Raw genomic sequence first — 14,322 nt, forward strand, 5'->3', positions numbered from 1 at the left:
ATTAATTGTTGTTGCGCAGCTCGTAATTCATGCCCAGGCCGATCGACTTCGCGAAGGGGATCAACTGGTTGAAATACAGGGACACGCCGTCAACCTTGTTGCCGACCGACGATTTGGGAACGAACACGATATCGCCGCGTTTCAACAGGACCGGTGCGCTGGGGCCACCGGCGCCGCCGGCCCAGAGAAACTTGCTGTAATCGAAGAAGTAAGTCTTGTAGAGGCCGTTTTCTTCCTGACGCAGCAGGGCGACCTGACCGGCATCGGCGTCAAGCGCCACGCCGCCCGCGCCGACAATCGCCTGGTCAAGGTTGGTAGCGACGTTGACCGGCAAAGTGACCGAGTTGCGCACCGCGCCGCCGACAAACACGGTATTGCCTGGTGACTGGGAAATGTTGATGGTCAGCGCGGTCTCGCGGTAGACGTTCTGCAGCTTGCTTTCCAGCAGGTCGTTGAGTTGCTGGAGGGTCAGGCCTGCGGCCTTGACGGTGCCGATGTAAGGGTAGGAAAAGGTGCCGTCGTTGAGCACCTGAAACAGGGTCAGTTCATAGATGGAGTTGGCGGTGAACGCCGAAATCGACGGCGCCTCGCCACTGTTGCGCACGATGCGCAGCGTGTCGCCGGGGCGGATCCGCTCCGGTGGCAGCGGCTTGCCTGCCAGCGCGCGCCCCGCCGCCTGACCGGCCTCGATTTGCGCACGGTCATCGGGCAGGCCCACCCTGGAAGGGGTATTGCACGCACTTAACAGCAATAAGCTGGCGATCAGCATCATGCTTTTCATTGGTCCTGAGCTCCTGTCATGCACAAATACGGCTCCCTTGCGGGTAATAAATTCATGTTGGCGGGTCATGCGTATTCCGGGTGCTGTCAATTGCGTGCCGCGTGAATCAAGCGGCGCTTGCTGCTGCGCCGATCAGCTCTTCACGGCCTTGTCGGGTACACGTCCATAAATGTCGGTAAAACGTACGATGTCGTCCTCGCCCAGGTACTCGCCGCTCTGCACCTCGATCATTACCAGATCGATGACGCCAGGGTTGACCAGACGATGCGTGTGGCCCGGCTTGATGAAGGTCGATTCGTTGGTATCCAGCATGAACTCGCGCTCGCCGTTGGTGACGCGGGCCATGCCGCTGACCACGATCCAGTGTTCGCTGCGGTGATGGTGCATCTGCAACGACAGTGACGCCTGCGGGCGAACCACGATGCGCTTGATCTTGAAGCGCTTGCCCTCTTCGAGGACGGTGTAAGTGCCCCAGGGGCGTGTGACCGTGCGGTGCAGGCGGTAGGCATCATGGCCCTGACGCTTGAGCTCCTGAGCGATGATCTTGACGTCCTGACTGCGTCGACCGTCGGCGATCAGCAAGGCGTCGGGGGTGTCGATGATGATCAGATTGTCGAGGCCGATAGCGCCTACCAGACGTTTGGGAGAGTCGATGTAGCAGTTGCTGACGTCGTGCAGCACGGTTTCGCCATTGCAGTAGTTGCCTTGAGCATCGCCGGGAGACAGTTCACGCACCGCCTGCCACGAGCCGATATCACTCCAGCCAAGCTGGCAGGGCACCACGGCGACTTTGTCGGAGCGTTCCATCAGCGCGTAATCGATGGAAATGTCCGGTGTCAGGGCAAACGACTCACTGTCCAGCTCGACTTGCAGCTCACGGTTGCCTTCCTTGCGCGGGCTGGATTCCAGGCACGCGCTGACGGCGCTCAGGACGTCCGGCGCATGCGTGCGCAGCTCGCGCAGCACGGCGTCGGCGCGCATGCAGAACATGCCGGCATTCCAGAAATGCTGACCACTGTCCAGATAGCCTTGGGCGGTGATCGCGTCGGGCTTTTCGACAAAACGGGCGACCTGACAGGTGTCGGCATTGAGTGCCGGGCCTTTCTCGATGTAGCCGAAACCGGTTTCCGGCGCGGTCGGCAGGATACCGAACGTCACCAGCCAGCCCTCTGCGGCCAGCTTCTGTGCAGCGCTCACTGCTCTGGAGAATTCCGCCACGTCGGTGATCAGGTGATCGGCAGGCAACACCAGCAGTTGCGCTTCGTCGCCATACAGTTGGCTGACGTGCAATGCCGCGGCGGCAACGGCAGCTGCTGTATTACGACCGAAGGGTTCGAGGATGAAATCCAGATGTGCATTGCCTTTGTTCAACTGGCGGTAGTCGTCCACCGTGCGGAAATACACTTCCCGGTTGGTGACGGTCAGCAGACGCTCGACGCCGGGCAGACCGACCGCACGCAGAAAGGTCTTCTGCAGCAGGCTTTGGCCGTCTGGCAGGCGCATGAACGGCTTGGGCATCGCTTCACGGGAAACCGGCCAAAGACGGGTGCCGGAGCCGCCGGCAATGATGCAGGGAATGAGCGTGCTCATCAGTAAGCCTCACGGGTGAATAGCACTGCAGGCACAGTGCGCATAAGGATGTAGAGGTCGAACCAGACGGACCAGTTTTCTATGTACTCAAGGTCGAACTCGACGCGTTTTTCGATTTTTTCAACGGTGTCGGTTTCGCCCCGATAGCCGTTGATCTGCGCCAGTCCGGTAATGCCTGGTTTGACGCGGTGCCGCGAGGTGTATTCCTTCACCGCCTGCTCGAACAGAATCCCGGCTGCCTTGGTCGCCGTGGCGTGCGGACGCGGTCCGACCATCGACATGCTGCCCGCCACCACGTTGAACAGCTGTGGCAGTTCATCCAGGCTGGTTTTGCGAATGAAGCGACCGACCCGCGTTATTCTGGCGTCACCGCGGGTGGTTTGCCGTTCGGCCGTTGCATCGGCCTGGTGCTGATGCATGGAGCGGAACTTGAACACTTCGATCAGGCGATTGTTGTACCCGTAGCGCTTCTGACGGAAAAACACCGGTCCTGGCGAATCGAGCTTGATCGCCAGCGCGACCAGCAGCATCAAGGGTGATAGCGCCAGAAGCGCCAGCGATGACAGCACGATGTCTTCAGCGCGTTTAATGAACGGCGACCAGCCACTGAGCGGCAGATCCGAGGCATTGAACATCGGCAGCCGGGCGACTTCGGTGATGCGGTTGTGGGTGTGCCGAAAGGCGATCATGTCCGGCACCAGCAATACGTTGACCGGTAGCCTGCGCAGTTCGCGGATGATGTAGTCCATGCGGTTTTCCGCTGTCCAGGGCAGGGCGACCAGCACTTGGGTCACTTTCTCTTCGCGGATCAGCCGCTCCAGATCGCTGGTATTGCCCAGCAGTGGCAGGTTGGCTACGGTCTTGGGCATGCGCCCGATACGGTCGTCGATAAAGCCGGTCACCCCCGAACGAATGTCCTGATGTTCAAGCAGGTATTCGGCGAGGCGCTGGCCATTCTCCGTCGCGCCAAGAATCACGGCGTGCTGCAGGAACACGCCCTTGCGCATCTGACGTTTGAACAGCATCAGCAGCAGCAGGCGAATGATGCCGAACAGCGCAAGGCTGGTCAGGTACCAGATCAGCAGTTCTTCCGGTGGGAGGTAGCCGAACAGGCCCATTGCCTGCTGCATGAACAGCAACAGTCCGAAGGCGGCCGTCCAGGCCAGCGCCATCGCGCCCATGCGCAGATCGTTGCTGAACAGTGCTTCGGAATAGACGCCCATGGCCTGGAACACCAGCACCCCGACAAAGCCGAAAAACAGCAGCATGGTCAGGTAACCCTGCTGTGTTTCCGCTCCGCCATCCTTGATCAGCAGAATGATCACAAGGCCCGGCAGTATGCAGGCGATGCCGTGAGCCAGGCGGATGCCGAAAAGAAAGTATTCGACCAGGCTGGTGCGGGTCAGCGAAAGGCTGTCGACGGGCTGCAACCTCATGGAAATCCCTTACTCCCTGTGTGCGCCTGAATTCTGCTGACCCAAGACGTATTTCTATTTTTTGTAAGACCCGAGAGGTGTTTCTACGGGGACTGTGTCCAAGCGTAGCCAGTTACAGGTCGTGCTGATGAGGAATCCGGACCGTCTTTTGTGAATATCACTTTATATATGTCGTCCCTTACCGGATTTTATTTAAGCCTTTTCAATCATTTGTGAAGGAAATTTCCCTCAAGTGAGGGTACTGCTGTCAGTAAAGCTCATGAAACGAATAGTGACAGGACAAAAGTGCTTCAGCCCTGACGCAGGCGTTGATCCGGACAGCCCGTTGCGAGGTTCTCCCCAGTACCTGCGGGGGCAAGCGAGCTGTTGCAGAGGTGAAAAAAATTTCCGCAACGGATGGGCTTTTTCCGGCTGCCCGGGGTCAGAGTCATGCGTCGTGCGAAATGTATGCGGGCGCCGATTACACCAAGAGCGTCGCTCGCAGGTTTCAATTCGTAGGGTTCGGCAGAGGAGGTGTCATGACACAACGCAGGGCAATGCTCATTCTTCACGGTAAACAGGCACTCAACGAAGACGTGCGTGACGCGGTGGCAGACAAGCGCAAGCAGGGTTGGGAACTGGACGTGCGACTGACCTGGGAAGCCGGCGATGCCCAGCGCCTGGTCGGTGAGGCCCTGGCCGCCGGTCATCGGCATATCGTCGCAGGTGGTGGCGACGGCACCTTGCGCGATATCGCCGAAGCCTTGGCAATGGCCGAAACCAAGGCCAGCCTGACTATTCTGCCGCTGGGGACTGCCAACGATTTTGCCCGTGCGGCTGGCGTGCCTCTGGAAGTCTCCAGGGCCCTGCAACTGATGGACGTGGCTCCGCGTGCCGTCGATCTGGGTGAGGTCGGCGGCAAGCTGTTCCTCAATATGGCGACCGGTGGGTTTGGCAGCCAGGTCACGGCCAGCACGTCCGAAGACCTGAAGAAGGTGCTGGGTGGCGCTGCCTACCTGTTTACCGGCCTGACCCGATTCAGCGAGCTGCATGCGGCCCACGGCGAACTCACCGGGCCGGATTTTCACTGGCGCGGCGACCTGCTTGCACTGGGTATCGGCAATGGTCGGCAGGCGGGCGGTGGACACGAGCTGTGCCCGACCGCGCTGGCCGATGACGGTCTGCTCGACATCAGTATCCTGCCGGCGCCTCAGGAAGTGGTCGGCACGCTGAGGAGTCTTCTGGAAGGCGGGCTGGGCATCGACAATATGTTCGTTCGAGCGCGTTTGCCGTGGGTAGAACTCAAGTCCGCCCAGGACCTGGATATCAATCTGGACGGTGAGCCGCTGTCGGGCGAGTACCTGCGTTTCGAGGCCCGGCCGGGGGCACTTCAGGTACACCTGCCAACCGATTCGCCGGTACTGAGCGGCGCACCTGAACTCAATCGTCCAGACTGATAATCCGTTCGCGAACGCAGAACAGCACCAACCCGGCCACGTCGAATATCTGCAGGCGCTTCATGACCTGGGCACGGTGAGTCTCGATGGTCTTGACGCTGAGTCCCAGGCCATCGGCAATCTCGCGTGTGGACTTGCCGCGCACGATCAGGCGCAGGATTTCAAGTTGGCGAGCGGTCAGGCGATAACGCTCCTTCGCCGCCTGAGCCCGGTCTGAGGGGGTACCGCGCAATGCGCACTCGATGACCATCTGAGCAATGGCCGGGCTCAGGTAGCGCTCGTTGCTGCGCAGCGCCCCGAGTGCCTGTTCGAGTTCCGCAGCCGTAGTGTCCTTGAGCAGATAACCATGCGCGCCGATGTCGAGTGCACGCATGATCATGTCCGGATCATTCTGCATCGACAGGATCAATACCTTGCAGTGCGGTAGCACCTGCAGCAGGTGCTCGAGTGCATCCAGGCCGTCGACACTTTTCATGCAGATGTCGAGCAGGATGATGTCGGGCCTGAGCTGCTGCGCAAGGTTTGCCAATTGCGCGCCGTCAGCCGTTTCGCCCACGATGGTGTATCCGGGCATGTCTGCAACCAGCGCTCGCACGCCGGCTCTGATAAGGGAGTGGTCGTCGACCAATAACAGATTGCAGGTCATTGTGATTTCTTGTGCAAATGGGACCGCTCAAGCGCGTGTGCAGTCTCTGGTCATACGTGAAGACGATGTCAACACCAGTAAAGACAATGAACGGAAAATGCTGGCGTGACAACGCTGCCTCAATGACATCGCGATACGATTCTCAACGGCCGGGCGTGATCGAGCGTTATTGGCGGGTTGCATCTTTCGGCAAGGCCGATTGCGCGGAGGCGCTGGCCAGTTTTTCCAGCAGTTCGAGCTGTTCGTGGTCGTCCATCGTCAATTCGCCGGTCAGCGGATCGAGAAGCTCGACTTGCCAGTACATCAGCGTCAGGCAGTTCTTGACGGCCAGCAGGGCTTCCTGGGAAAGCTCGTTGGTCTGACTGCCGGTTTTCAACAACTGGCACAGCTGGCGGGAAAAATCGGCAATGCACGGCACAGGAACGGCCTCTGCCTCCTGCGCGAGCTTGCGCAGGGTTGTCAGCAGGCAGCCGGTAGCGTCCTCGTCGTTGGGGATCAGCTCCAGGTGCGAAAGACATTCTTCCGACTTGTGCAAAAGTGCCTGAGACAGGCTCAGGAACTGGTCGTGCTTGTGCTGCCAATCGTTGTGGCTCAGCATCCTTTGTCTCCACTGATCATGGATAGCGAACTTCCGCCCGCGGCGAATGGCTGACAGTTAATGTCGATTTCAAACAAAAGTATGTAGGACGTTTCTGAATGTCGCCAGCGCCACTCGATTGCAGGGATTGGGACGCGGACACAAATCGAACGCCATTCATGTAGTGAGAATGCCGTCACAATAGTGGCAATTAGATGTCGATCATATCAGGTTATCCCTGATTGACTTTTTGCGGATATATGATTTTGCTCTGGGCGCAAAGAGGCGCCGAGGCATTTTCGGCGCGGGTTTGAAGCTGTATTTGTGTGTCTTGAAAGCGACATCAGTAAAGCATGATGGTAAAATGACATCAATGCTTGAGAGTGGCCGTTCATCGCCATTAAGGTCCGGCAGATTTCAGCCGATACAGGCTCAACAGAATCAACGCGACCATCGCTTCAGGAGCTAATAATGGCAGGCATTCTCGACACAGTAGATCAGCGCACACAACTGGTGGGCGAGAATCGCCTGGAAATCCTCATGTTTCGCCTTGCCGGTCGGCAGTTGTTTGCGATCAACGTGTTCAAGGTCCAGGAAGTATTGCAGCTACCCAAGCTGACCCTCATGCCGCAACGCCATTCGTTCGTGTGTGGTGTGGTCAACCTGCGCGGCCAGACCCTTCCGGTGATCGACCTCTCCCAGGCCATCGGCATGCGCCCACTGGTACCGGGTCCGGGCAGCACAATCATCGTCACCGAATACAACCGGTCGGTTCAGGCCTTTCTTGTTGGCGGTGTCGACCGCATCGTCAACATGAACTGGGATGCAATCATGCCACCGCCGGTCAGCGCAGGTCGTCAGCATTACCTGACCGCCATCAGCAAGGTCGATGATCAACTCGTAGAGATCATCGACGTTGAAAAAGTGCTCGCCGAGATCGTGCCTTACAACGCCAAGGTATCCCGCGAGAAGCTCGAAGATCCGGTGCTGGAAAATGCCCGTGGTCGGGAAGTGTTGCTGGTCGACGATTCCAAGGTCGCGCTGGCGCAGTTGCGCGATACGCTGTCTCAGTTGGGCCTCAAGCTGCATGTAGCCAGCGACGGCCTCAAGGCGCTGAACATGCTCAAGGCCTGGGCGGACGCAGGCGAGAACGTGCACGAGAAGCTGCTGATGGTGTTCACCGATGCGGAAATGCCGGAAATGGACGGCTACCGTCTGACCACTGAGATTCGCAACGATGCACGCCTGCGCGGTCTGTACATCGTCCTGCATACTTCGTTGTCCGGCAGCTTCAACGAATCGATGGTCAAGAAGGTCGGCTGTGACAACTTCCTCTCCAAGTTCCAGCCCGACAAGCTGGTCGAGGTCGTGCGCGAACGTCTTTTGATGATTGTCTGACACCGCGCTCGATTCTTCATCGCGAGTGCTGCCGGCTCCGGCTTCGGATAAGCTTTGCGGTCTGCATCAAAGCTTATCCAGCCCCCAAAGGAATCGGCGCACATGTTACGTCTCAGCTCGCTCTATCGTTTCCCCCTCAAATCCTGCAAGGCCGAGCCGATGCAGCGCGCCTCGTTCGATGCGTTGGGGTTGGCGGGCGATCGACGCTGGATGCTGGTCGACGCCAGTAATGGCCGATTCTTCACTCAGCGCGCCCTGCCGCACATGTCCCGACTGTCGGTATTGTGGAACACCAGCGGTGGTGTAACCCTTTCGGCACCTGGCTTCGAGCCTCTGGACGTCGCGATTCCGCTGGATATCGACTCTAATTTGCGTGGCGTGACCGTCTGGCGTGACTCGCTGCAGGTTCCGGATGCGGGTGATGAGGCCGGCGAATGGGTCAGCCGGTTTATCGGCAAGCCCACGCGCATGGTCTACCTGCCAGCGGAGCGTGCGCGCTGGATCCCTGGCGGCTACCAGACGGTCAACGACCGGGTGAGCTTTGCCGATGGTTTTCCATTGCTGCTGATCGGCCAGGGATCGCTCGATGACCTGTCAGCGCGCATGGGCAGGCCGATGGAAATGCTGCGTTTCAGACCCAATCTGGTGATCGAAGGGGCCGAGGCCTTTGCCGAGGATGGCTGGAAACGCATCCGTATCGGCGACATCGAGTTCCAGTTGCTCACGCCTTGCGCACGCTGCATCCTGACCACTGTCGACCCGGCAACCGGCGAGCGCAGTGCAGATCGCGAACCGTTTGCCACGCTCAAGACTTATCGGGAAGTTGAAGGCAACGTGCTGTTCGGTCAGAACGTGGTCAACGAGGGGGTGGGCGAGCTTGAAGTGGGCATGTCCGTCGAAGTGCTGGAGTAGGGGCGGGCAGCGCTATTGTCCGGCAGGAGTGCTGTGCGCGGCACTCCTGCCGACACCGGTCACTGGTCGTCGAAAAACCGTTCGTGCCAGTCCACCAGAGGCTGCGGCGAGTTGAGCTTCTGGCCGTAGATCACCGAGTACGACAATACGTTTTGCACGTACTGACGGGTTTCATCGAACGGAATGCTCTCTACCCAGACATCGAAGGCCAGATGATTGGCACCTTTAAGCCATTGGCGCACGCGCCCCGGGCCAGCGTTGTAGGCGGCTGAGGCGAGCACCCGGTTGCCGTTGAACTGCGCATGCACCGAGCTCAGGTAGGCGGCGCCCAACTGGATGTTGGTGTCCGGGTCGAGCACCTGCTGAGGCGAGGCCAGCGGGATGCTGTACTTGCGCGCGGTCTCCTTGGCGGTGGCAGGCATCAATTGCATCAGCCCGCTGGCACCGACGCCCGAGCGGGCATCATCCATGAAGGCGCTTTCCTGACGCGTGATGGCGAACACCCAGCTCGAATGCAGGCCGCGCACCTTGGCTTCGCGTACCAGCGTGTCGCGGTGCGCCATCGGGAAGCGAATATCCAGATCGTCCCAGTATTGCGCCTGGCTGATGGTGCGGATTGCCGGGAAATACCACTGCATGTCGTAGGCCAGCTTGGCCTGGGCAACCATCTCGTCACGATTGAACAGGCGGCTCACGTGATACCACTCGCGCCGACCGTTGACGATCTCGCCGCGATCATGAAACTCCAGTGCGCGACGCACGCCCGGCGTGTTGCGTACCTTGTTGATCAGCGCCTGGCTCAGCACCAGCGGCTTATTGTTGAGCTGGTATGGGCTCTGGGTGCGATCGGCAGCCAGAAAGCCGTAGAAGTCACGCTCCTTGGCGACATCCTTGTACAGCGCAGCAATCAGCGGGCTGTTGGGTTGCGCCAGTTCCAGAGAGCGGGCTTCCCAGTAACGCCAGCGATTGGTCGCCGCCAGATCCTTGGGCAGCCGGCGCGCGAGCTCATAGGCGTCTTCCCAGCGACCCAGGCGCAGCAACAGGCGCAGGCGCCATTCGGTCACGGTGTCGTCACGCAACTCGGGGTCATATTTGGTCATGACCTCCAGTGCGCGGTCGTCATAACGACGCGCCAGGGTCAGGCCGATTTCCTTGGCAATTTCGACCTGCTCTTCGCGGGAGAAATGCATGGTCACGGCGTAGCCATCGAGCATCGACAGGGCTTTCTGCGGGTCCTGCTTGGCGAGCCGACGCAGGCCGAGACCGACCACGTCGGACATCGCTTCGTCTACCGGGGCAAATTGCGACGGGTTGTTGACCATCTCCGGTTTCTGCGCGACAGCCAGTAGCAGGCGTCCTTGCGGTGCCAGCGAGTTGAGGCTGTCCACCAGCGTGCTGGCCAGACTGTAATTACGCGTCTGCGCCGCCAGCTTGGCGCGCTGCCAGCGCTTCTGTTCGGTCAGCTGGCCGGCGGCCGCCCACTGGGCAAAGAAACCGTCACAGGCGGCGGGTAATGTCTTGCCGGTCATCCAGAGCTTTTCAGCACTGGCGAAGCCTTCGGCGCGTTTGTTGTTGTTCAATTGGTACTGCCCGTACAGGCAGTCCAGCTCGACGAACTTCATCTTCGGGTCGTAATACTTGACGAAGGTTTGCCAGTCGCCACGCTCGGCCAGCCAGCGCAACCAGCGCAGCTTCATCCAGTTGGCTTGCGGCAGGTCGCCGTGCTCGGCAAGGAACTTCTCGATTTCGGGATTGCTTGCCGTTTTCAGGCGCGCCGTCAGTTCGTCGTATTCGAGGTAAGGCTCCAGCGGATAGTCGGCCAGGGCTGTGGCGTACATCTGGTAGGGGCCGGAATCGCCCTTGGCCAGTGCGCGCTTTGCTTCGTCGTAATACTTGCGTTGTTGGTTGAGGTCTACCGCATGAGCAGTCTGGACGGCGGTGGCGGAGAGGAGCAGGCACGATAAAAAGCTGAACAAACGACTGCGCATGAGACTTCCGAGCAGATGAGTCGGTGAAAAGTATTGCTAGCTTAGCCTTTTGCCAGCTCTTGGTGAAAGCATTGCCGACGAGCTTGTCTCATATGGAAATAATTGGCGGTCATAAAGTCTTGTCGAGGCGCGCAGCGGTGCCATGAATGCCGACATCTGCCTGCTATCTCAGGTAGAATGCGCGCCCGGTTTTTGGAGAAGCTCATGACCCTGCTCAAATTCAGCGATGTGTCCCTTGCTTTCGGCGCCATGCCGTTATTGGACAAGGTGTCCTGGCAGATCGCCCGTGGCGAGCGGGTGTGCATCATCGGCCGTAACGGCACAGGCAAATCCAGCATGTTGAAGCTGGTAAAAGGCGTTCAGAAGCCTGATGACGGGGCTGTCTGGCGCGCGCCCGGCCTCAAGATCGGCGAATTGCCCCAGGAATTGCCGGTAGCCGACGGACGGACTGTGTTCGACGTGGTGGCCGAAGGTCTGGATGGCGTCGGTGCCTTGCTGGCCGAGTACCACCACCTGGCGCAGAACTGCGTCACCGAGGAAGACCTGAACAAGCTGATGCATGTTCAGCAGGACCTCGAAGCCCGTGATGGCTGGCGCCTGCAGCAGTTGGTCGAGAGCACTCTCAGCCGCTTGCAGTTGCCTGCCGACAAGACCCTGGCCGAACTGTCCGGTGGCTGGCGTCGCCGTGTTCTGCTGGCCCAGGCGTTGGTGTCCGAGCCGGACCTGCTGTTGCTCGACGAGCCGACCAACCACCTGGATATCGGCGCCATCGCCTGGCTTGAAGAAGCCCTCAAGGATTTCCAGGGTGCAGTGCTGTTCATCACGCACGACCGGGCATTCCTGCAAAACCTTGCGACCCGCATCCTTGAGCTGGACCGCGGCGGCCTGATCGACTGGGATGGCGACTACGCCAGTTTTCTGGTCCACAAGGAAGCTGCGCTGGCTGCCGAAGAAACCGCCAACGCGCTGTTCGACAAGCGTCTGGCCCAGGAAGAAGTCTGGATCCGCCAGGGCATCAAGGCTCGTCGCACCCGTAACGAAGGTCGCGTGCGTGCGCTCAAGGAGCTGCGCGTAGAGCGCAGCGAGCGTCGTGAGCGTACCGGCAAGGCCAACATTCAGCTCGACACTGCCGAGAAGTCCGGCAAGCAGGTCATGGTGCTCGATAACGTCAGCTTCGCCCATCCGGGCGGGCCGACCCTGATCAAGGATTTCTCCATGGTCCTGCAGCGCGAGGACCGTATCGGTCTGCTCGGCGCCAACGGTACCGGCAAGACCACGCTGCTCAAGCTGATGCTCGACAACCTGCAGCCAACCGCAGGCAAGGTTGAAGTCGGTACGCGTCTGGATGTGGCCTATTTCGACCAGTTGCGTCACCAGCTCGATCTGGAAAAGACCGTAATCGACAACGTTGCCGAGGGACGTGATTTCATCGATATCGATGGCCAGAGCCGTCATGTGCTGAGCTACCTCGGCGACTTCCTGTTCAGCCCGCAGCGTGCCCGCACGCCGGTCAAGGCGCTTTCCGGTGGCGAGCGTGCCCGTCTGTTGCTGGCCAAGCTGTTCAGCAAGCCAGCCAACCTGCTGGTGCTCGACGAACCCACCAACGACCTGGACGTCGAAACCCTGGAGCTGCTCGAAGAGGTTCTGCTGACCTTCAAAGGCACTGTGCTGATGGTCAGTCACGACCGGGCATTCCTCGACAACGTCGTCACCAGTACGCTGGTGTTCGAAGGCGAAGGCAAGGTTCGCGAGTACGTGGGTGGTTATCAGGACTGGCTGCGTCAGGGCGGGTCACCGCGTCTGCTGGGCGTCGCCGACACCAAGTCGGGCAAGGCCGAGCTGGCCAGCGCTGTGGTGCAGGCCGCACCGGTTGCCGCTCAGGACATGCCGGTGGCGAAGAAGAAGCTCAGCTACAAGCTTCAGCGTGAGCTGGAGGCGTTGCCTGCGCAGATCGATGAAGTCGAAGGCAAGATGGCCGCGCTGAACGCGGAAATGGCCGAGCCGGGCTTCTACCAGCGCTCGTCCGAGCAGACTGCAGCCGTGCTGGCGCAGCTGGAAAACCTGCAGGCCGAACTGGACAAGCTGCTGGAGCGTTGGGCCGAACTGGACGAGTGATCGTCCGGCGCGTCTCAGGTTGCAGGAAAAGCCCGGGTCACCGGGCTTTTTGCTATAGCGGGCCCGGGATTATTCAGGCTTCTTGTCTTCCTGTTTGTTGAGGCGTACGGCCAGTACGTCACAGGGCGCGCCATGCACGACGTCGTTGGTGGTCGAGCCTAGCAGCAGGGCCAGGCCATGGCGGCCGTGGCTGCCGACAACGATTACGTCGCAACCCTTGTTCTTGGCCAGTTGATGGATTTCCTGACGCGGCTGGCCATACACAAGATGGCTTTCGCCTTCGTTGAGCAGCGGGAATCTTAGCTTGAGCGAGTCCTGTACTTTCTTGAGTTTTTCCTTGGCCTGGTCGAATTGCTGCTGCTGCAACTGCGACAGGTCCATGGGTACATCACCGCCAAAGGCCATTGCCATGGGTTCGACGATGTGCACGATCGACAGCTTCGCGCCGCTGTCTTTTGCCAGCATGCTGGCGCGGTGGATGACCGATTCACACTCATCGGTGAGGTCGATGGCAACCAGAACGTGTTTGTATGGCATGAGGGTGTCCTCCGGGAGAATTGCAATGATGGGAGTATGGCTCTTTCGTTCGCATCTGGGCAGGCCCCCGTGCAAGTCATTGTTTTCAAGAATGTTGTAAAGAGCCTGAAATCGGCTGGGGGCAAGAAATATGACGGTCTGGATAGTCCTGTCAATCATTGGTGTAATGCTGAGTCCGCTGGTGTGGTTACGTCCCTCGCGCCAGCAAAGCGGCAGGATGGCGTTGCGCATGCAGGCGCGGCGGCTGGGCATGGGTATGCAACTGACCCCGCAGGAGTGGCCGCACTGGCTGAGCAAAGAGCCGCCCAGCCCTTGCGCGCAGTACCATCGTCCGCGTCTGGGCTCGCATGCAGATACCTGGGTGTACTGGCAAAGCGAACCGGGCGTATGGCTTAACCGCTGGCGCGAGCCTTGCGAGGACGCGAGGCTGCTGCCCCACCTGCAAACGTTGCCCGTGGATGCCTACAAGGTCGAGGCTGATGGGCAACTGATTGCGGTGTACTGGGCCGAGCGGGGCGAGGCAGAAGTGTTACAGCGTATTGATGCGGTGCTCAGGGCGCTGGCCTGACCCTGAATCGCAGGCATTAAAAAGCCCGATAACAACATCGGGCCGGGGTTGGCCAGGCAGGCCGATAATTCGTCGCGTGCCGACAGGCTTTCGCTGCCATGTCGGCTTTCGCTGTTGCGCACCCGCAAATCAGCTGCATTGCGAGCCTCTTGTGGCGCAGTGCTGCGACTCTAGACCTTTTGCTCCTTTTTGTCGCGATTCCTGCAAATATTTTTTGCATGTGCCCTCGTGCGGTGCGTTCCTGGCTGATTTTCCCCGCGCTTATCGATTGTCACGCATCGCGATTATTGTCATGCAGAGGCCCGTCGTCCCTGGCGTGGCGGCTTATTACCGCGCTC

12 protein-coding genes are annotated in these 14,322 nt (G+C 59.7%); 5 read left to right on the plus strand and 7 right to left on the minus strand.

The annotated features are described in order from the left end of the window. Position 1: 1 nt before the first annotated feature. From AO388_RS19435 to AO388_RS19445, 3 genes are all read right to left on the minus strand, one after another. A complete protein-coding gene (locus tag AO388_RS19435; RefSeq protein ID WP_003370469.1) occupies positions 2-781 on the minus strand; it encodes a polysaccharide biosynthesis/export family protein in 780 nt (259 codons plus the stop codon). A 132-nt stretch (positions 782-913) separates the two neighbouring features. Continuing rightward, on the minus strand, positions 914-2,371 hold the full coding sequence (locus AO388_RS19440; RefSeq protein WP_058416950.1) for a mannose-1-phosphate guanylyltransferase/mannose-6-phosphate isomerase: 1,458 nt from the start codon (positions 2,369-2,371) through the stop codon (positions 914-916). Beyond that, a complete protein-coding gene (locus AO388_RS19445; protein WP_003370475.1) occupies positions 2,371-3,807 on the minus strand; it encodes an undecaprenyl-phosphate glucose phosphotransferase in 1,437 nt (478 codons plus the stop codon). Before AO388_RS19445 ends, AO388_RS19440 begins: the two co-directional genes overlap by 1 nt. 518 nt (positions 3,808-4,325) lie before the next feature. Between AO388_RS19445 and yegS the strand changes: the two genes are divergently transcribed. Beyond that, a complete protein-coding gene (gene yegS / locus AO388_RS19450) occupies positions 4,326-5,243 on the plus strand; it encodes a lipid kinase YegS (RefSeq protein WP_058416951.1) in 918 nt (305 codons plus the stop codon). On the opposite strand, the gene AO388_RS19455 is transcribed toward yegS, so the two are convergent. Together AO388_RS19455 and AO388_RS19460 are read right to left on the minus strand one after the other, a co-directional pair. Beyond that, positions 5,227-5,889 (minus strand): response regulator, encoded by a 663-nt coding sequence (locus AO388_RS19455; RefSeq protein ID WP_003436338.1) that lies wholly within the window; start codon positions 5,887-5,889, stop codon positions 5,227-5,229. The two genes, yegS and AO388_RS19455, sit on opposite strands and share 17 nt — an antisense overlap. 166 nt (positions 5,890-6,055) lie before the next feature. Next, on the minus strand, positions 6,056-6,487 hold the full coding sequence (locus tag AO388_RS19460; RefSeq protein WP_003370480.1) for a hypothetical protein: 432 nt from the start codon (positions 6,485-6,487) through the stop codon (positions 6,056-6,058). Positions 6,488-6,937: 450 nt separating this feature from the next. Between AO388_RS19460 and AO388_RS19465 the strand changes: the two genes are divergently transcribed. Together AO388_RS19465 and AO388_RS19470 are read left to right on the plus strand one after the other, a co-directional pair. Further along, positions 6,938-7,864, plus strand: a complete 927-nt coding sequence (locus AO388_RS19465) for a chemotaxis protein CheV (RefSeq protein ID WP_003315817.1) — start codon at positions 6,938-6,940, stop codon at positions 7,862-7,864. Positions 7,865-7,966: 102 nt separating this feature from the next. Continuing rightward, a complete protein-coding gene (locus tag AO388_RS19470; RefSeq protein WP_058416952.1) occupies positions 7,967-8,776 on the plus strand; it encodes an MOSC domain-containing protein in 810 nt (269 codons plus the stop codon). Between the two features lie 59 nt (positions 8,777-8,835). Here the strand turns inward: AO388_RS19470 and AO388_RS19475 are convergent, their stop codons facing one another. After that, complete coding sequence (locus AO388_RS19475; RefSeq protein WP_003370486.1) at positions 8,836-10,764, minus strand: transglycosylase SLT domain-containing protein; 1,929 nt, start codon at positions 10,762-10,764, stop codon at positions 8,836-8,838. A 204-nt stretch (positions 10,765-10,968) separates the two neighbouring features. Here AO388_RS19475 and AO388_RS19480 point away from each other — a divergent pair, with 204 nt between their 5' ends. Then, the gene (locus tag AO388_RS19480; protein ID WP_003436344.1) at positions 10,969-12,879 is read left to right on the plus strand and encodes an ATP-binding cassette domain-containing protein; all 1,911 of its coding nucleotides are present in this window, start codon (positions 10,969-10,971) and stop codon (positions 12,877-12,879) included. A 69-nt stretch (positions 12,880-12,948) separates the two neighbouring features. Here the strand turns inward: AO388_RS19480 and AO388_RS19485 are convergent, their stop codons facing one another. Further along, positions 12,949-13,416 (minus strand): universal stress protein, encoded by a 468-nt coding sequence (locus tag AO388_RS19485; RefSeq protein WP_003370492.1) that lies wholly within the window; start codon positions 13,414-13,416, stop codon positions 12,949-12,951. Positions 13,417-13,546: 130 nt separating this feature from the next. On the opposite strand from AO388_RS19485, the gene AO388_RS19490 reads away from it, so the two are divergent. Beyond that, positions 13,547-13,984, plus strand: coding sequence for a hypothetical protein (locus AO388_RS19490; protein WP_032609932.1), 438 nt, complete (start codon positions 13,547-13,549; stop codon positions 13,982-13,984). The last annotated feature ends 338 nt before the right edge of the window (positions 13,985-14,322 follow it).

It is taken from the genome of Pseudomonas sp. ICMP 10191 (assembly GCF_001467335.1).
GTDB lineage: Bacteria > Pseudomonadota > Gammaproteobacteria > Pseudomonadales > Pseudomonadaceae > Aquipseudomonas > Aquipseudomonas cerasi.